Here is an 18,860-nt window from a genome sequence, read left to right as displayed (position 1 = left end):
GGTTTTTTTATCGTTAATTTAATGCAGTGGATTAAGTGTTGAGCTCTTAATCTTATAATTTTAGTCGCTGCAGTAAATTATTTTTGGTCGTGAAGGCTTTCGTCTTCTGTGCAGTTACCTTCCATGCAATGACCGTAGAGGTATAGGCTATGGTTAGTTAACTTTACATTAAAGCTTGAAGCAATTTGCTTCTGGCGTTCTTCAATTACATCATCAGAGAACTCAATTACTTTGCCACAATCAAGACACACTAGGTGATCATGGTGATGTTGAGTCGCTAATTCAAAAACAGACTTGCCGCCTTCGAAGTGATGGCGTGTCACGATGCCAGCATCATCAAATTGGTTTAAGACGCGGTAAACAGTCGCAAGGCCAATCTCTTCACCAATATCGATTAGTTTTTTATACAAATCTTCAGCACTAATGTGCTGGCAATCTGGTTGTTGTAACACTTCTAAAATCTTTAGACGTGGAAGCGTAACCTTCAAACCTGCTTGTTTTAGTGCATGGTTATTATCTGACATCTGGGTTTCCTATTGGCTAGCCGCAAAGTTGGTCTGCGGTAGTCTTTCTCGTATTTATTTATTATAAGTGACGATAAGGTAACAATAAACCTTAAAAGCGGATGAATCTAGTCAGCCTCAAATAATTAGTCTGTTTTTTAAATCGTCATATGCGTATGTGTGAATGCTTAGTTGGTTATAGTTATTCTTACTGTAAATAAATTCGCTTTTTTTGTTGTTACTAAATTGTTAGTCTTTGTGTCTAAGCCTCATCGTACCAGTTGAAAGGAATCGGCCTGTGTATAAATACTATAAACCCAATATTGTTCGGCATGCATTAAATCTTTGGCCTCCTTTTTGGGGAGCGGGGATTAACATAACTCACATCAGCGATGATTTTCGGGCGGTAGACGTAAAGCTTAAATTACGTTGGTGGAATAAAAATGCTAATCGTACTCAGTATGGGGGCAGCATATTTTCACTGACGGATCCTATTTATGCATTAATGCTGATGGGAATCTTAGGCAATGAGTATTATGTTTGGGATAAACAAGCCGATATTAACTTTTTAAAACCAGGCAGTTCTGATCTGAGTGCACAGTTTGTTATATCAGATGATTGTGTACGTTGGATTAAGCAACACACTGCGACAGGTGATAAATGCTTCCCTGAATTTGTTGTGAATGTGATGAATGCAGAGGGAGATATCGTGGCAACAGTGAAACGTGTGCTCTATGTCCGTAAAAAACCGCACTTTCGTGAAGATTCCACAAATGCAGAGGAAGCACATCAGTAGTCGATTTTTCGTATCTGCGAATAAAGATGATATCGAAGCTAGTATCTAAATGTGTCATTACGTTTTAGCAGGCAATAAAAAACGCGCTTAAAAGCGCGTTTTTTTGATGCCGAAATAAATTAGTCTGCTAATTCAGCTAGGCACATTTCTTCATAGATTTGACCAACCCACTTCTGAACACGTTCTTCAGTTAGTTCAGGCTGGCGATCTTCGTCAACACATAGGCCTACAAAGTGATTATCATCAACTAAGGCTTTAGATGCTTCAAACTCGAAGCCTTCTGTAGAGAAGTGACCAACAACTGTTGCACCACGGCTTTCTACGATGTCACGTAAGCTACCCATCGCATCGCAGAAGTATTCTGCGTAATCTTCTTGGTCACCACAACCAAAGATAGCAACAAGCTTGGTTGAAAAGTCGATGCCTTCCAGTTCAGGGAAGAAATCATCCCAATCACACTGAGCTTCACCGTAGTACCAAGTAGGGATACCTAACAGAAGAAGATCAAAATTATCGATGTCTTCTTTGCTGCTTTTAGCAATGTCTTTAACTTCAACTAAGTTTTTGCCTAGTTGCTTTTGAATCATTTTCGCGACAGCTTCGGTATTACCTGTGTCGCTACCAAAGAAGAGTCCAACGCTCGCCATAGTAGAGATTACCCGTATATAAGATTATGACCGAAAAAATATTAACGGTTTTTAGTAACTAGTTCAGGAAACGCCTGAAATAATTTTAATGATAATCGTTTTGATCAACTAGTGCGATAGCTTTTGTATCGAACTATCTCCATGATTATCATATGTTCAGTGAACACGCTGCTTAGCATGTGATTTTATGCTAAGAAACAAAACATTATCCGAGCCCAGCACCTTCCCAACTTAGTTGGATTAACCCTTTGGTTATAAAGCCTGCACAGCCCAGAAATAGCACTAGCCAAACAATTTTCCGTCCAAACGGTGGCACATTGCCTTGATTGAGCACATCTTTTATCGCCATTCCGATAAAGAAAAAGATCAATGCAAATAACAAGTCCAATCCGATGGATTCAAGCAGATCCATATGCTCGTATAACACACTGTCTCCCTACAACGTTTGAGCTAGGGCGAGACTATAACATAACCCATAGCTCACTGTTAACGCTTGCAAACGGTAATCAGCAATATTGATAGCGATACCATCAAGAGAGCTCAGTGCGATAAGGCATTGGTTATAATGCGCGTTACGAATTCAAGAAGTTTAGAATAATTCGGCTAACGACGTCGGGTTTTTCAGCATGGAGCCAGTGGCCTGTATTGGCGACCATATGGGCTTTAGCGTTGGGGAATTGTTTCGCAACGTCATTTCGGTGTGCCGTTTGAATATATTCGGAATTTTGACCTTTAATAAATAAAGTTTTACCAGTGAAAGGCTCAATAGGGGACCAACCCATAATGGTTGAATAATTGGCAATGAGTGCCTCAACATTGAAGCGCCATGCATACCCGTTATCGCCTTTGGCAAAAGACTTTAGTAGGAACTGACGTACCCCAGGTTCAACCACATGCTGAGCTAAGTAGGTTTCCGCTTCGCTTCGCTTGCTTACTGTATGTTTTGCTACTTCGAGTAGGCCTGCAAACACATTTTTATGGCGGTGTTCTTGGTAAGCAACAGGGGCAATATCCATGACGATAAGTTGGGTTAAGCGATCTTGAGCGATCTCGCTTAATGCCATGGCAACTTTACCACCCATCGAGTGACCAATTACAGAGAACGTATTGAGCTGAAGATCATCTACGACGGTGAGCACGTCTTGTGCCATCTCACGGTAGGTAAAACAGTCACTTTTAGGCGACTGACCATGATTGCGTAGATCCACGCTGATCACTTGGTAGTGTTCTTTAAGTACTCGGGCTAACAAGCCGAGGTTGTCTAAACTGCCAAAAAGGCCATGGATCAAAATGATCGCTTCGCCTTCGCCTTCCACGCGATAATGAAGATTCACCGACTAATTTCTCTTGTTGTTAATGGTTTTCCGTAGAGTATAACCGTATATCACGTTATAATCGCATCGTGAATTTTTAAACGGAACGATAATGAACACTACGATGAAGACGATTGAAGTCGACGACGAGCTATACCGCTATATTGCTAGCCAAACTCAGCATATAGGTGAAAGTGCCTCTGACATTCTGCGTCGATTACTGATGATGCCTCAGGAAAACCTTCAGGTTGCAGTTGCACCTGAAACGGTAATGCCTGTTCGCCCACGCGGTATCGTTGTAAGTAAAGATGCTGGTAATACACCGCAAATCGATCGTGTAAAAGAAATGCGATCGCTATTGATCTCTGACGAGTTCGCGGCACAGGAAAAAGCCATTGGTCGCTTTATGATGATCCTATCATCTCTTTATCGCATTGATTCTAAAGGGTTCACAGAAGCTGCGGCCATTAAGGGGCGTACGCGTGTATATTTCGCAGATCAAGAAGAGACTTTACTTGCGAGTGGCAAAACGACAAAACCAAAAGCCATTCCTGAGACACCTTTCTGGGTAATTACAAATACGAATACTGACCGTAAACGCCAAATGGTTGATCAACTGATGACTAAAATGGGCTTCGGTGGTGATATTACCGAAAAAGTTTGCGGTGAAATTTAAGGGCAATAAGCCTCTCTTTTTACAAGGATAGAAAATTTTATGGCGATTCATCCTCGTGCTGGGCAGCAAGCCCAGCAAGAAGATATGCACAATATTCCAGCGTTAGTGGCTAATTACTTCCTAATTGAACCTAAGGCTAATAATCCGCAGCAAGCAGTTGCTTTCGGGACTTCTGGTCACCGTGGTACCGCCGATAAAGGCACGTTTAATCAGCATCATATTTGGGCCATTGCTCAAGCGGTAGCTGAAGTACGTGCAGAAAAAGGTGTTACAGGTCCGCTTTTCTTAGGTAAAGATACTCATGCACTGTCAGAGCCTGCATTTACTTCTACATTAGAAGTGCTTGTAGCGAATGGTGTTCAGGTTGTTATCCAAGTCGGTAAAGGTTATACCCCAACACCGGGTATCTCGCATTCCATCCTTTGCCATAATAAAGTGAATACTGACAAAGCTGACGGTATTGTTATTACGCCTTCACATAACCCACCGCAAGACGGCGGCATTAAGTACAACCCTGTACATGGTGGCCCAGCGGAAGGTGAACTCACTACAGCAATTGAAGCGCGTGCTAACGCGATTATTGCGAATGGTTTAGTGGACGTGAAGCGTGTTGCGATTGAAGATGCATTGGCAAGTGAGCTTGTTGTAGAGCTAGATTTGGTTGCACCTTATGTTGACGATCTTGTTAATGTAATCGACATGGCTGCAATTCAAAAAGCGAAGCTAACTATCGGTGTTGACCCTCTGGGTGGCTCTGGCATTGAATACTGGCGCCAGATTGCGGCACATTACGGCTTAGACCTGACGCTGGTGAACGAGTCTATCGATCCATCGTTCCGTTTTATGTCATTAGATAAAGATGGCGTAGTACGTATGGATTGCTCGTCTCCTTACGCAATGGCTGGCTTACTTGCGCACAAAGACAAGTACGACTTAGCGTTTGGTAATGACCCTGATTACGATCGCCATGGTATTGTCACGCCAGCAGGTTTAATGAACCCGAACCATTACTTGGCAGTGTGCATTGATTACTTATACCGTCACCGTCCTGACTGGTCTGAAAGTGTTGCGGTTGGTAAAACATTAGTATCAAGCGCCTTGATTGACCGTGTGGTTGCTGACCTTGGCCGTGAGCTTTGTGAAGTACCAGTTGGGTTTAAGTGGTTTGTTGATGGTTTGTATTCTGGTGAGCTAGGCTTTGGTGGTGAAGAGAGTGCAGGTGCATCTTTCTTACGTACCAATGGTACGCCTTGGTCTACCGACAAAGACGGCATCTTACTTTGTCTTTTAGCTGCTGAAATTACAGCGGTGACAGGTAAGAATCCGCATGAATATTACCTAGATCTCGTGGCTAAGCATGGTGAGTCCCAGTATAACCGCCTACAAGCTGTTGCCAATGGTGAGCAAAAAGCAGTACTAAGTAAGCTTTCACCTGAAATGGTAGCGGCAGAAACACTGGCTGGTGATCCTATCACTGCGCGTTTAACACACGCATCAGGTAATGGCGCTGCAATTGGTGGCTTGAAAGTAACCACTGATAACGGTTGGTTTGCTGCTCGTCCATCAGGCACTGAAGATATCTACAAGATCTACTGCGAAAGTTTCAAAGGCGAAGAACACCTTCGTTTAATTGAAAGCGAAGCACAAGAAATTGTGAGTAAAGTATTTGCAGACGCAGGTTTGTAATTAGCCTTACAGCTAGATTATTACATGATGAAAAGACGCCAAGCGGCGTCTTTTTTTATGTCTGAAATTCGGCTACTTCGCGATAAGGTCGTTGTTATGCAAAGGCCAATGATCGGGAACGATAAACCATACTTGGTCATTTTGGTCGATTGCCTGAGTTGGCGTCGTCAACTGATCTAGTTCAAGGTATGGTGATTTTTTTTGTGTACTGGTGCTGGGACGAGGCGGGCAGATCCACTGAGGTTTACTAAGAGTAAAGAACTGATAATGCTGTTTGGTTAATGCAATCGCTTGATGTTTGAAACACCACTTACCGTTAACGGTTGCTGGGTTTATTGCAATGTTCGACCCCTGTTGTTTGTCATCTATGCAATCAAATAGCCTGCCTTGCATGATCAGGCGTTTGTGTCGAATTAAACCGTATTGCGATTGGAGCACTGTCTGATAAGCGGGGTGTTCAGTGAGGCGCAATTGATGATCAACCATTCGTGCGGTTTTTTTATCAAGGTTGTCACTGGCATTTGGACCAAGCCATTGCCCCTGATAGGCAAGATAAAACTTGATTGCAACCTCCCAATGTTCTACCTCGTTCGTGCGTAAGTTTTTGACCAGAAAATCGATAGCGCCTAGCGTTTGGTTTTGCCAATTTAGCTGCACTTCTTCCGCCACGAGTGCGTAATCTGGGTGAGCATTGATCAGCTGTAGCCAAAGCCATTGATAGTAAAACCCTAAGCGTCGGTTCCCTTCATAAGCCTCAATGTTGGGGATATGAGCCTTGTTTTTGAATGCAGTTAACCAAGCATCATCAATTTGGAATCGCTGTTGGATGGTGAGCGAGGGGAGGGTTAATACCGCATTGAAGTCGTTTGCGATTTGTTGGACGTTGTCATAACAAAGTTGTGTTTTCATTCAATACATTATCTAAATGGCTTTTCACCATTGTAAGCGGGTGATCTGGATGATGACAATGGCTACACTATAGGTATTAACTTCACCTGTCGTCAAATGGAAGACTGAATGAATAATTTAAAATTAGAAGCTGTATTAAATAAGCTACTTAGCCCACACTTAATCAAAGACTACTGCCCAAATGGCTTACAGGTTGAAGGTAAGGCTGAAGTTAAAAAAATTGTGACTGGCGTGACAGCTTGTCAGGCTTTAATTGATCGCGCTATTGAAGAAAAAGCCGATGCGCTAGTGGTTCATCACGGTTTCTTCTGGAAAGGTGAAGCCGCTGAAATCCGAGGCATGAAGTTTCGTCGAATCAAAGCGCTGATGGATAACGGCATTAATTTATACGCTTATCATTTGCCGTTAGATGTCCACTCAGAGATCGGTAATAATGCACAACTCGCTAAACTGTTAGGGTTTGATGTACTGGGTGGCTTGGAAGCGGATAACCCGAAATCCGTAGCAATTCACGGTCAACTTGAAGAGCCATTAACAGGTGAAGAGTTGGCGGCACGTATCGCGATGACCTTACATCGTGAGCCTTTGCATATTGGTGATAATGCGCCTGCTGAAATTAAAACCGTCGGTTGGTGTACTGGTGGTGGTCAGGATTTTATCGAATTAGCAGCACAGAAAGGCCTTGATGCCTTTATTTCTGGTGAGGTATCTGAGCGGACAACCCATATTGCACGTGAATTAGGCATTCATTATTTCGGTGCAGGGCACCATGCGACAGAGCGCTATGGCGTGAAAGCATTGGGTGAGTGGCTGGTGCAAGAGCACCAGTTTGATGTAACTTTCATTGATATTGATAATCCAGTTTAGTGGTGTAGGCATCATTGATGCCTGCTTCATGAATACAGCCTCGTTTGGTACGTATGATTGGTATAAAAAAGGGTTGCCACTGGCAACCCTTTTTCGTTCTAGCTATTGTATTTTAAGGCTATTCACGCTCATGAATTGGCTGGAATTCACGTTGTGTGTAACCCGTGTAAAGCTGACGAGGACGACCAATACGGTTTGTAGGATCGGCATGCATCTCGCTCCAGTGCGCAATCCAGCCAACAGTACGCGACATCGCGAAAATTACTGTAAACATAGATACTGGAATACCGATAGCTTTCAGGATGATACCTGAGTAGAAATCGACGTTCGGATATAATTTCTTATCAATAAAGTATGGGTCAGAAAGTGCAATACGCTCGAGTTCCATTGCTACATCAAGTAGTGGATCTTGAATGTTAAGCTCTTCCAATACCTCATGACATGCTTCACGCATTACAGTTGCACGTGGGTCATAGTTCTTGTAAACACGGTGACCGAAGCCCATTAAGCGGAACGGGTCATCTTTATCTTTAGCGCGATCAATGTATTCAGGGATCTGATCAACACTGCCAATTTCTTCGAGCATCTTCAGACAAGCTTCATTAGCGCCACCATGCGCAGGGCCCCAAAGTGATGCAATACCTGCTGCAATACAAGCAAATGGGTTAGCACCAGAAGAACCTGCAAGACGTACGGTTGACGTTGATGCATTTTGTTCATGATCAGCGTGCAGGGTGAAAATTTTGTCCATAGCACGTGCGACAACCGGGCTAACTTCGTACTCTTCACAAGGTGTAGCGAACATCATATGCAAGAAATTTTCTGCATAATCAAGATCATTGCGAGGGAAGATAAACGGTTGGCCAATGGAATATTTGTAACACATCGACGCTAATGTTGGCATTTTAGACAATAGACGGAAGGCCGTGATTTCACGGTGCTCGTCGTTATTAATATCTAATGAATCATGATAGAAGGCGGCAAGTGCCCCAACCACACCACACATAACAGCCATTGGGTGCGCATCACGACGGAATCCATGGAAAAAGCTCGCAATTTGCTCGTGTACCATAGTGTGACGAGTCACAGTGGTACGGAAGTTTTCGTACTCTTCACGAGTCGGTACTTCGCCATATAATAGGACGTAACAAACTTCAAGGTAATCAGCATTGTTGGCGAGTTGATCAATAGGGTAGCCGCGGTGCAGAAGAATACCTTTATCACCATCAATGTAGGTGATTTGTGATTCACACGAAGCAGTGGCTAGAAAACCAGGGTCGAATGTGAAGTAACCGTTAGCGCCTAGTTTACGCACATCAATTACCTCTGGCCCCTGAGTGCCCCCGATAATCGGCAATTCGATAGGAGCCTTCCCTTCAATATGAAGAGTAGCGTTCTTATCTGCCATAACAATCTCCTTTGTTTTTTATAATCCTAATCCAAGGCGGATGCATATTTGTTGTACCGCCCGAAGCTCATTTTGTCAATTTTTGTGCTGTGATGTGTGCGCTTGTTAATAACTTTCGATAAAAACGTACGAATTCCCGAAACCGTGTTAGATGTCATGTTAAGAGGTTTGTAATTGGTTGTTACGGGGCATATAATCGCGGCAGGTCTCTAGCACAGCTATGCTGGTAACAAATGTTCTAGTCATCAATGTTATTAGTAACTTAAAGCTATAAATGTTCTAAATGTATAGTAGAACAACATAATAACCGTAAGTTACTAAAATGTTACATTTGTTTGAGAGGCTAAGTGGAAAAATGAACTGGAGAGTTCATTCATAAAAATAATGCGCTCCAAAGGAGCTGAGTGGGCAATGACCGTGAAAGTAAAAAAGCCAAGACCTGTCAACCTCGACCTACAGACGATTCGCTTTCCTCTGACTGCGATTGCGTCGATCGTACACCGTGTATCCGGCGTTATTACGTTTGTTTCTATTTCTATCCTACTGTGGCTGCTCAACATGTCACTTTCTTCCCCTGAAGGCTTTGCAAGTGCTGCCGACATCGTCGATAGCTTCTTTGTGAAATTTGTTCTGTGGGGAATCCTAACTGCGCTGTTTTATCACATCGTTGTGGGTATCCGCCATTTAATGATGGATATGGGGTATTTCGAAGAAATGGAAACTGGGATTGCAAGCGCTAAAGTCAGCTTCGCAATTACAGCGGTACTTTCTGTATTTGCAGGAGGCTTAGTATGGTAGGCAATGTTTCAACTGTCGGCCGTAATGGCATACATGACTTCATTCTAATTCGTGCAACTGCACTGATCCTTACACTTTACACCTTCTATATGGTCGGATTCTTCGCATTTGGTCCGGAACTAACGTTTGAAACTTGGTCTGCATTTTTTGGCCAGTTAAGTACCCGTGTATTCACACTGCTAGCGTTACTTTCGATCTTAGTACATGCATGGATTGGCCTGTGGCAAGTACTCACTGATTATATTAAACCCGCAGCTTTACGTGCAGGGCTTCAGTTGGGAGTGGTTGTTGTTCTTCTTGTTTACCTGTTTTCAGGTTTTTTAATAGTGTGGGGTGCGTAAGTGAGCATTGCAGTTCGAGAATTTGATGCTGTTGTTATTGGTGCTGGTGGTGCAGGTATGCGCGCCGCACTTCAAATTTCTGAGCAAGGCTTAAAATGTGCCTTGTTGTCTAAAGTATTTCCTACCCGCTCACACACTGTATCTGCTCAAGGTGGTATTACCGTTGCCCTTGGTAATTCTCACCCAGATAACTGGCAGTGGCACATGTACGATACCGTAAAAGGTTCTGACTATATCGGTGACCAAAACGCCATTGAATACATGTGCCAGAATGGCCCCAAATCAGTTATTGAACTAGAAAAAATGGGACTGCCATTTTCTCGGTTTGATAACGGCACTATTTATCAACGCCCTTTTGGCGGCCAATCAAAAGAGTTTGGTGGAGAGCAAGCGGCACGTACCGCTGCCGCTGCCGACCGAACAGGCCACGCCTTGCTTCATACGCTTTACCAACAAAATATTAAACACAAGACAACCATCTTTTCTGAGTGGTATGCGCTTGATTTAGTGAAAAACCAAGATGGTGCCATCTTAGGTTGTACGGCGCTTTGCATGGAAACCGGTGAGATTTGCTACTTCAAATCAAAAGCAACCATCCTAGCAACTGGTGGTGCTGGCCGAATTTACGCATCAACAACCAATGCGCACATCAATACCGGTGACGGTGTAGGTATGGCGCTGCGTGCTGGTGTTCCAATGCAAGACATCGAGATGTGGCAATTCCACCCAACAGGTATCGCAGGTGCTGGTGTGTTGGTTACAGAAGGCTGTCGTGGTGAAGGTGGTTATCTGCTGAATAAAGACGGCGAGCGCTTTATGGAGCGTTATGCTCCGAATGCAAAAGATCTTGCTGGTCGTGATGTTGTCGCGCGTTCAATGATGGTTGAAATTCGTGAAGGCCGCGGCTGTGACGGTCCGTGGGGTCCACACATTAAGTTGAAGCTAGATCACTTAGGTAAAGACGTACTTGAATCTCGTCTTCCTGGTATTTGTGAACTTTCACGTACCTTTGCACATATTGACCCAGTAAAAGAGCCAATTCCTGTTATTCCAACCTGTCACTACATGATGGGCGGTGTCCCAACACAAGTTTCAGGGCAAGCACTGAAGCAAACCGCATTTGGTCAAGACGAAGAAGTTCAAGGTTTGTTTGCTTGTGGTGAGATTGCTTCGGTATCGGTGCATGGTGCCAACCGTCTAGGTGGTAACTCACTGCTTGATTTGGTGGTCTTTGGCCGTGCTACAGGTTTGCATCTTGGCGAAACCTTAGCAGCACAATCGGAAGCTCGTCCCGCAACTGACTCTGATATTGAAGCGTCACTAAGCCGAGTTAACCGCTGGAATACCACCCAAAAAGGTGAAGACCCAGTAGAAATTCGCAAAGACCTGCAATCTTGTATGCAGAACAACTTCTCGGTATTCCGTGAAGGTGATGCGATGGCGAAAGGCCTGAGTGAACTGAAAGTTATTCGTGAGCGCTTGAAAGAAGCGCGTCTAGATGACACATCTTCTGAATTTAATACCCAGCGTATCGAGTGTCTTGAACTTGATAACCTGATGGAAACGGCATACGCAACAGCGGTTGCCGCAAATTACCGTACTGAAAGCCGTGGTGCTCATGCGCGTTTTGACTTTCCTGAACGTGATGATGCGAATTGGCTGTGCCACTCTATTTACAACCCAGAGACAGAAGAGATGTCGAAGCGTGATGTAAATATGGCTCCGATTCATCGTGAAGCTTTTCCGCCTAAAGCTCGTACATACTAGGGGAGGGATAAATTATGAAACTGAATTTTTCAATTTACCGTTATAACCCTGATGTCGACAATGCACCGCATATGAAAGGTTACACCCTTGATGTGCCTGAAGGTTCAGACATGATGGTACTGGATGCGTTAATTTTGTTGAAAGAGCAAGACTCAACGTTATCATTCCGTCGTTCATGTCGCGAAGGTGTATGTGGCTCAGACGGTATTAACATGAATGGCAAAAATGGCTTGGCTTGTATCACACCACTCTCGGCGCTAACTGGCGAGAGTACAATAGTGATCCGTCCATTACCTGGATTGCCTGTGATTCGCGATCTCATCATTGATATGGATCAGTTCTATACAAACTACGCCAAGGTGAAGCCATTTCTTATTGATGATGGCTCATTACCACCAGCACGTGAGAACTTGCAATCACCAGAAGATCGCGCGCATTTAGATGGTTTGTACGACTGTATTATGTGTGCATGCTGCTCTACTTCTTGTCCTTCATTCTGGTGGAATCCCGACAAGTTTATTGGTCCTGCTGGCTTACTTGCTGCCTATCGTTGGCTAATTGATAGTCGAGACACTGCAACAGATGAGCGATTATCCGATCTTGACGACGCTTTTAGTGTTTTTCGTTGCCATGGCATCATGAACTGTGTAAATGTTTGTCCTAAGGGATTAAATCCGACGAAGGCAATCGGACATATCAAAACTATGCTGCTTAAACGCGCAGTATAAAATTCATATTATCGATATGCTGGTGACCAATAAATTGGAAGCCAGCTTTTATAAGCTCGGCTTAGACCAGAGCAATTGGCGATAACTAGTGGTTAAGGGAAAACAATGCAGAATGGCGTTATGAAGACATGGCTTGAGTCTTCACACCTGGCTGGCGCCAATGCGACTTATGTAGAGGATCTCTACGAGTTGTATCTTAGCGACCCAGACTTAGTTGATGACGTATGGCGAGACGTATTTGACGGCTTACCTGTAGCGGAAGAGACCGTTGTTGAACAACCTCATTCGCGTGTACGTGATTACTTCCGACGTTTAGCTAAAGAGACAACTTTTTTAAGCGCAAGCGTCAGTGATCCAGATGTGGATGCCAAGCAGGTTAAAGTTCTACAGCTCATTAATGCGTACCGCTTCCGCGGACATCAACACGCAAATCTTGATCCGCTCGGCATATGGCAACGGGAAAAAGTCGAAGACTTAGATCCAGCTTTCCATACATTAACAGCGGAAGACTTCGATCAAAGCTTCAACGTGGGTTCGTTTGCTATCGGCAAAGAAACCATGAAATTGTCTGAAATTTATGATGCATTGAAAAAAACCTACTGTGGTTCAATCGGTGCGGAATATATGCACATGACAAACACAGATGAAAAACGTTGGATTCAACAACGTTTAGAATCCGTGGTTGGTCAAGGTACTTTCAGTCAAGAAGAAAAAATAACTTTCCTAGAAGAACTCACTGCAGCGGAAGGGTTAGAGCGTTACCTAGGGGCTAAATTCCCTGGTGCTAAACGTTTCTCGCTTGAAGGTGGTGATGCAATGATCCCTATGATGAAAGAATTAATTCGTCATGCGGGTGCACAAGGTGTTCGTGAGGTTGTTGTGGGCATGGCTCACCGTGGTCGCTTGAACATGTTGGTAAACGTTCTAGGTAAAAAACCACAAGACTTATTCGATGAATTCGCGGGTAAACATGGCGAATCATGGGGTACAGGTGATGTGAAATATCACCAAGGTTTTTCAGCAGACTTTGCAACACCGGGTGGTGATGTGCATTTAGCATTGGCATTCAACCCATCTCACCTTGAAATTGTAAATCCTGTGGTTGTTGGCTCTGTTCGTGCTCGTCAAGATCGTTTAGGCGATTGTGATGGTTCTAAAGTACTGCCGATTACTATTCATGGTGATTCTGCAATAGCAGGGCAGGGCGTCGTGGCTGAAACATTCAATATGTCTCAGTCCCGTGGTTACCGCGTGGGTGGAACAGTACGTATTGTTGTTAATAACCAAATCGGTTTCACGACATCAAATCCTCAGGATATGCGCTCAACGCAATACTGTACCGATATTGCAAAAATGGTTCAGGCTCCGATTTTCCATGTAAATGCGGATGATCCTGAAGCCGTTGCATTTGTAACGCGCATTGCATTTGATTACCGAAATGAATTCAAACGTGATGTTGTGATTGATTTGGTATGTTACCGCCGTCATGGCCACAATGAAGCTGATGAGCCAAATGCGACTCAGCCTTTGATGTACCAAAAAATCAAGAAACATCCTACTCCACGTAAAATATATGCGGATGCTTTAACGGATGTTTCAACCGTTGAACTAGAAACAGCAACGGCACTGATTAATGAATACCGTGATGCATTAGACCGCGGTGAGTGTGTGGTGAAAGAGTGGCGCCCAATGAAACTGCATTCAGTGGATTGGGAACCTTACTTAGGCCATGACTGGACAGTCGATTGGACAAGCAAAGTTGACAAGCAGCGTTTAGTTGAACTTGGTCAGCGTGTGTGCCAGTTCCCTGATAGCCACACGCTACAAAGTCGTGTTCAAAAACTCTACAACGATCGTTTGTTGATGATTGCTGAAGAGAAAGCGGTTGATTGGGGTATGGCTGAAACACTCGCCTATGCGACTTTGGTTGATGACGGTAATCGTATTCGTATTACCGGTCAGGATTCGGGGCGCGGTACCTTCTTCCACCGTCATGCGGTTCTACATAATCAAGGCGATGCAAGTACCTATATTCCGCTGGCTAATATTCATGATAAGCAAGGCACTTTCCAAGTGTTTGACTCTGTTTTATCGGAAGAGGCAGTGCTGGCATTTGAATATGGTTATGCAACAGCAGAGCCAAGCGGTTTAACCGTTTGGGAAGCACAGTTTGGCGATTTTGCAAATGGTGCTCAGGTTGTTATCGATCAGTTCATCAGTTCAGGTGAACAAAAGTGGGGCCGTATGTGTGGTTTAACCATGCTGCTACCACATGGCTACGAAGGGCAAGGTCCAGAACATTCATCTGCTCGTCTAGAACGTTACTTACAGTTATGTGCAGAACAAAATATGCAAGTAATCGTACCGTCTACGCCAGCACAGGTTTACCACATGCTGCGTCGTCAGGTGGTTCGCCCTATGCGTCGACCTATGATTGTAATGTCACCTAAATCATTACTTCGCCACCCTCTTTGTACTTCAACTATGGATGAACTGGCGAATGGCAGTTTCCAACCTGCGATTGGCGAAGTTGATGACCTTGATTCAACACAAGTAAAACGTGTTGTGTTCTGTTCAGGTAAAGTCTATTTCGACCTGCTCGATCAGCGTCGTAAGAATGAACAGACTGATGTGGCGATTGTTCGTATTGAGCAGCTTTACCCATTCCCTAAAGAAGATGTTGAAGCAGCATTAGCTGATTACCAACATGTATCGGATTTTGTATGGTGTCAGGAAGAGCCACAAAATCAAGGGGCATGGTATTCAAGCCAGCATAATTTCCGTTCAGCATTGCCAAAAGGTGCTGATCTTAATTATGCCGGACGTCCAGCTTCTGCTTCTCCGGCTGTAGGTTACATGTCGGTACACTTGAAACAACAAAAAGCGTTAATTGAAGACGCATTGACTATTGCTTAATTGAGCCCTAGTGACCTCGATTAGGCACTGGAACAAAAAGGAAAAAACCGATATGACAATCGAAATCTTCGTTCCCGATTTACCTGAATCTGTTGCAGATGCGACAGTAGCAACATGGCATAAAAAACCTGGTGATGCGGTAGCACGCGATGAAGTGTTAGTCGACATTGAAACGGATAAAGTTGTACTAGAAGTTCCCGCGCCTGAAGACGGAATTCTAGAAGCAATTTTTGAAGGTGAAGGTACGACCGTTCTTACCAAGCAACTGATTGGTAAGCTAAAAGTTGGTGCTGTTGCCGGTGAGCCAACAAAAGATGTACCAGCTGAAGCTGAAGCGTCACCAAACAAACGTAATACAGCGGCTCTTTCTGAAGAAAATAATGGGGCGCTGAGCCCGACAGTACGTCGCCTGCTTGGCGAGCACAGCATCAAAGCATCTGATGTAAAAGGTACGGGTGTTGGCGGTCGTATTACTCGTGAAGATGTTGAAGCTTACGTAAAAGAAGCTAAAACTGCGCCTGCTGCAGCTCCGGTTGTTGAAGCTAAAGTAGAAGCGCCACTTGCTCATCGTAGTGAGAAGCGAGTGCCAATGACACGCCTACGTAAGCGTGTTGCTGAACGTTTGCTTGAAGCGAAAAACAGTACAGCGATGCTAACGACATTCAATGAAGTAAACATGAAGCCAATCATGGATCTTCGTAAGCAATACAAAGACATCTTTGAAGAGCGTCATGGTATTCGTCTTGGTTTTATGTCTTTTTACGTGAAAGCGGTTGTAGAAGCACTAAAACGTTACCCTGAAGTCAATGCATCTTTAGATGGCGAAGACATTGTTTACCATAACTACTTTGATGTCAGCATTGCGGTGTCAACACCTCGTGGTTTGGTAACGCCAGTGCTACGTGATTGCGACAAGCTAAGCCTTGCTGAGATTGAAAAAGGTATTCGCGAACTCGCATTGAAAGGCCGCGATGGCAAACTGACAGTTGATGATCTAACGGGTGGTAACTTTACCATTACCAATGGCGGCGTATTTGGGTCGTTAATGTCGACTCCGATTATTAACCCACCACAATCTGCGATCCTTGGTATGCACAAAATCCAAGACCGCCCAATGGCTGTGGATGGCAAAGTTGAAATTTTACCGATGATGTACCTAGCACTGTCTTATGATCACCGCATTGTGGATGGTCGTGAATCAGTGGGCTATTTGGTTACGATTAAAGACTTATTAGAAGACCCAACACGCCTATTACTAGACGTGTAATACCTGGTTGATAAATAGTGCAGGCCGAACATGCTCACGTTCGGCCTAGTTTGAGTTCAGGTATGAGTGGTGTAGGGCATAAGTGCTACATCAGATGGATATAACAAATCCCCTAAGGGATATAAAAACGGATAGAACATCATGAATCTGCACGAATATCAGGCAAAACAGCTGTTCGCTGAATACGGTCTGCCAGTTCCAGAAGGCTATGCTTGTGATACACCACAAGAAGCAGCTGAAGCGGCGGGTAAAATCGGCGGCGACAAATGGGTAGTAAAATGTCAAGTTCACGCTGGTGGCCGTGGTAAAGCGGGTGGTGTAGAGCTGCATGACACAAAAGAAGGCATTAAAGAATTTGCACAGAAATGGTTGGGTAAAAACCTAATCACTTACCAAACAGACGCAAATGGTCAGCCAGTGACAAAAATTCTGGTTGAAGAAGCATCTAATATCGCAAATGAACTGTACTTAGGTGCGGTTGTTGACCGTGGTACTCGCCGCGTGGTTTTCATGGCATCGACTGAAGGTGGTGTGGAAATCGAAAAAGTAGCAGAAGAAACGCCAGAACTTATTCATAAAGCGGCAATTGATCCATTAGTGGGTCCTCAGGCATACCAAGGCCGTGAATTAGCATTCAAACTTGGTCTTAAAGGCGACCAAATTAAGCAATTCACTAAGATCTTTATGGGTCTTGGAAACATGTTCTCTGAGTACGATCTTGCACTACTTGAAATTAACCCTCTAGTGATTACCGGTGATAACAACCTAGTTTGTCTGGATGGTAAAATTAATATTGATTCAAATGCTATGTATCGCCAGCCAAAATTGCGTGAAATGCACGATCCATCGCAAGAAGATGAGCGTGAAGCACATGCCGCGAAGTGGGAACTTAACTACGTCGCGCTAGATGGCAGCATCGGCTGCATGGTTAATGGTGCAGGTCTTGCTATGGGTACGATGGATATCGTTAACCTACATGGTGGCCAGCCTGCTAACTTCCTTGATGTTGGCGGTGGTGCAACAAAAGAGCGTGTAACAGAAGCATTCAAAATTATCCTTTCTGATAGCAATGTTAAAGCCGTATTGGTAAACATTTTCGGTGGTATCGTTCGCTGTGATTTGATCGCAGAAGGTATCATTGGTGCTGTTGAAGAAGTTGGCGTAGAAGTGCCTGTGGTTGTTCGCCTTGAAGGCAACAATGCTGAGCTAGGTGCGTCCAAACTGGCTGAAAGCGGCCTAAACATTATTGCTGCGACTTCGTTGACTGAAGCAGCTGAGAAAGTAGTTGCTGCGGCGGAGGGTAAATAATGTCAGTTCTAATTAATAAAGATACCAAAGTAATTTGTCAGGGCTTTACTGGTGGCCAAGGTACATTCCACTCTGAGCAAGCTATTGCTTACGGTACACAAATGGTGGGTGGTGTTTCACCGGGTAAAGGCGGTACAGAACACTTAGGTCTACCTGTTTTTAATACCGTACGTGAAGCGGTTGAATCAACAGGTGCAACGGCTTCTGTGATTTATGTACCTGCGCCGTTCTGTAAAGATGCGATTCTTGAAGCGATTGATGCAGGCATTAAGCTAATTGTTACTATCACAGAAGGTATTCCAACGCTGGATATGCTGGATGTTAAAGTGCGTCTTGATGAAGCTGGTGTGCGCATGATCGGTCCTAACTGTCCGGGTGTTATCACACCTGATGAGTGCAAGATTGGTATCATGCCTGGCCATATTCACAAAGCGGGTAAAGTCGGCATTGTTTCTCGCTCTGGTACGCTAACGTATGAAGCGGTTAAACAAACGACGGATGAAGGTTTTGGTCAGTCTACGTGTGTTGGCATTGGTGGTGACCCGATCCCAGGCTCAAACTTTATCGACATTCTAGAAATGTTTGAAAAAGATCCAGCCACAGAAGCAATTGTAATGATTGGTGAGATCGGTGGCACAGCAGAAGAAGAAGCCGCGGCTTACATTAAAGCTAACGTGACTAAACCAGTTGTTTCCTATATCGCAGGTGTAACCGCGCCTCCAGGTAAACGTATGGGTCATGCTGGTGCGATTATTTCTGGTGGTAAAGGTACGGCTGAAGATAAGTTTGCGGCACTTGAAGCTGCAGGCGTTAAGACAGTGAAAAGTTTAGCCGAGATTGGCTCTGCATTACGTGAAGTCACTGGTTGGTAAGCTTTTAATATGTAATAAAAACCCGCTACTGGTTAGCGGGTTTTTTTATGTGAAGTAT

At 44.2% G+C, this 18,860-nt stretch carries 18 protein-coding genes; 12 read left to right on the top strand and 6 right to left on the bottom strand.

The window, feature by feature from the left end; all coding sequences use genetic code 11:
* Window positions 1-77: 77 nt before the first annotated feature.
* Window positions 78-524, bottom strand: a complete 447-nt coding sequence (gene fur, locus ASV53_RS09710; protein WP_094956954.1) for a ferric iron uptake transcriptional regulator — start codon at window positions 522-524, stop codon at window positions 78-80.
* Window positions 525-801: 277 nt separating this feature from the next.
* On the opposite strand from fur, the gene ASV53_RS09705 reads away from it, so the two are divergent.
* Complete coding sequence (locus ASV53_RS09705) at window positions 802-1,299, top strand: DUF4442 domain-containing protein (protein ID WP_094956953.1); 498 nt, start codon at window positions 802-804, stop codon at window positions 1,297-1,299.
* Window positions 1,300-1,418: 119 nt separating this feature from the next.
* Here the strand turns inward: ASV53_RS09705 and fldA are convergent, their stop codons facing one another.
* From fldA to ASV53_RS09690, 3 genes are all read right to left on the bottom strand, one after another.
* Window positions 1,419-1,946, bottom strand: a complete 528-nt coding sequence (gene fldA / locus ASV53_RS09700) for a flavodoxin FldA (RefSeq protein ID WP_062689887.1) — start codon at window positions 1,944-1,946, stop codon at window positions 1,419-1,421.
* 205 nt (window positions 1,947-2,151) lie between these two features.
* On the bottom strand, window positions 2,152-2,373 hold the full coding sequence (locus ASV53_RS09695; protein ID WP_094956952.1) for a DUF2788 domain-containing protein: 222 nt from the start codon (window positions 2,371-2,373) through the stop codon (window positions 2,152-2,154).
* A 145-nt stretch (window positions 2,374-2,518) separates the two neighbouring features.
* Entirely contained in the window at window positions 2,519-3,280 is a 762-nt protein-coding gene (locus ASV53_RS09690) for an alpha/beta fold hydrolase (protein ID WP_062689889.1), read from the bottom strand.
* Between the two features lie 103 nt (window positions 3,281-3,383).
* On the opposite strand from ASV53_RS09690, the gene seqA reads away from it, so the two are divergent.
* Window positions 3,384-3,935, top strand: a complete 552-nt coding sequence (gene seqA, locus ASV53_RS09685; protein WP_062690032.1) for a replication initiation negative regulator SeqA — start codon at window positions 3,384-3,386, stop codon at window positions 3,933-3,935.
* Between the two features lie 39 nt (window positions 3,936-3,974).
* Window positions 3,975-5,621: a phosphoglucomutase (alpha-D-glucose-1,6-bisphosphate-dependent) gene (pgm, locus tag ASV53_RS09680; RefSeq protein WP_094956951.1), complete on the top strand. Its 1,647-nt coding sequence runs from the start codon at window positions 3,975-3,977 to the stop codon at window positions 5,619-5,621.
* Window positions 5,622-5,693: 72 nt separating this feature from the next.
* Here the strand turns inward: pgm and ASV53_RS09675 are convergent, their stop codons facing one another.
* Entirely contained in the window at window positions 5,694-6,530 is an 837-nt protein-coding gene (locus ASV53_RS09675) for a DUF1853 family protein (protein WP_094956950.1), read from the bottom strand.
* 108 nt (window positions 6,531-6,638) lie between these two features.
* On the opposite strand from ASV53_RS09675, the gene ASV53_RS09670 reads away from it, so the two are divergent.
* Complete coding sequence (locus ASV53_RS09670) at window positions 6,639-7,397, top strand: Nif3-like dinuclear metal center hexameric protein (RefSeq protein ID WP_094956949.1); 759 nt, start codon at window positions 6,639-6,641, stop codon at window positions 7,395-7,397.
* A 118-nt stretch (window positions 7,398-7,515) separates the two neighbouring features.
* Here the strand turns inward: ASV53_RS09670 and ASV53_RS09665 are convergent, their stop codons facing one another.
* A complete protein-coding gene (locus tag ASV53_RS09665; RefSeq protein WP_048898703.1) occupies window positions 7,516-8,805 on the bottom strand; it encodes a citrate synthase in 1,290 nt (429 codons plus the stop codon).
* Window positions 8,806-9,216: 411 nt separating this feature from the next.
* Here ASV53_RS09665 and sdhC point away from each other — a divergent pair, with 411 nt between their 5' ends.
* The 8 genes from sdhC to sucD all read left to right on the top strand — a co-directional run bounded on the left by sdhC (window position 9,217) and on the right by sucD (window position 18,802).
* The gene (sdhC, locus tag ASV53_RS09660) at window positions 9,217-9,603 is read left to right on the top strand and encodes a succinate dehydrogenase cytochrome b556 subunit (protein ID WP_094956948.1); all 387 of its coding nucleotides are present in this window, start codon (window positions 9,217-9,219) and stop codon (window positions 9,601-9,603) included.
* Complete coding sequence (sdhD, locus tag ASV53_RS09655; protein ID WP_094956947.1) at window positions 9,597-9,944, top strand: succinate dehydrogenase, hydrophobic membrane anchor protein; 348 nt, start codon at window positions 9,597-9,599, stop codon at window positions 9,942-9,944. The genes sdhC and sdhD overlap by 7 nt, the downstream gene beginning before the upstream one ends.
* Complete coding sequence (gene sdhA, locus ASV53_RS09650) at window positions 9,945-11,711, top strand: succinate dehydrogenase flavoprotein subunit (RefSeq protein ID WP_094956946.1); 1,767 nt, start codon at window positions 9,945-9,947, stop codon at window positions 11,709-11,711. It abuts the gene before it with no gap.
* Window positions 11,712-11,725: 14 nt separating this feature from the next.
* Window positions 11,726-12,439 (top strand): succinate dehydrogenase iron-sulfur subunit, encoded by a 714-nt coding sequence (locus ASV53_RS09645; RefSeq protein ID WP_094956945.1) that lies wholly within the window; start codon window positions 11,726-11,728, stop codon window positions 12,437-12,439.
* Window positions 12,440-12,544: 105 nt separating this feature from the next.
* Window positions 12,545-15,355 (top strand): 2-oxoglutarate dehydrogenase E1 component, encoded by a 2,811-nt coding sequence (gene sucA / locus ASV53_RS09640; protein ID WP_094956944.1) that lies wholly within the window; start codon window positions 12,545-12,547, stop codon window positions 15,353-15,355.
* Window positions 15,356-15,407: 52 nt separating this feature from the next.
* Window positions 15,408-16,622 carry a 2-oxoglutarate dehydrogenase complex dihydrolipoyllysine-residue succinyltransferase gene (gene odhB / locus ASV53_RS09635; RefSeq protein ID WP_094956943.1) on the top strand — a complete coding sequence of 405 codons (1,215 nt, stop codon included), beginning with the start codon at window positions 15,408-15,410 and terminating at the stop codon, window positions 16,620-16,622.
* 141 nt (window positions 16,623-16,763) lie between these two features.
* Window positions 16,764-17,930 carry an ADP-forming succinate--CoA ligase subunit beta gene (gene sucC / locus ASV53_RS09630; RefSeq protein WP_062689906.1) on the top strand — a complete coding sequence of 389 codons (1,167 nt, stop codon included), beginning with the start codon at window positions 16,764-16,766 and terminating at the stop codon, window positions 17,928-17,930.
* Window positions 17,930-18,802 carry a succinate--CoA ligase subunit alpha gene (gene sucD / locus ASV53_RS09625; protein WP_094956942.1) on the top strand — a complete coding sequence of 291 codons (873 nt, stop codon included), beginning with the start codon at window positions 17,930-17,932 and terminating at the stop codon, window positions 18,800-18,802. The genes sucC and sucD overlap by 1 nt, the downstream gene beginning before the upstream one ends.
* The last annotated feature ends 58 nt before the right edge of the window (window positions 18,803-18,860 follow it).

Origin of the sequence: Photobacterium sanguinicancri, from assembly GCF_002265265.1 — a bacterium.
In the GTDB taxonomy this organism is placed as follows: domain Bacteria; phylum Pseudomonadota; class Gammaproteobacteria; order Enterobacterales; family Vibrionaceae; genus Photobacterium; species Photobacterium sanguinicancri.
This window is presented reverse-complemented; position numbering and strand designations above follow the sequence as displayed.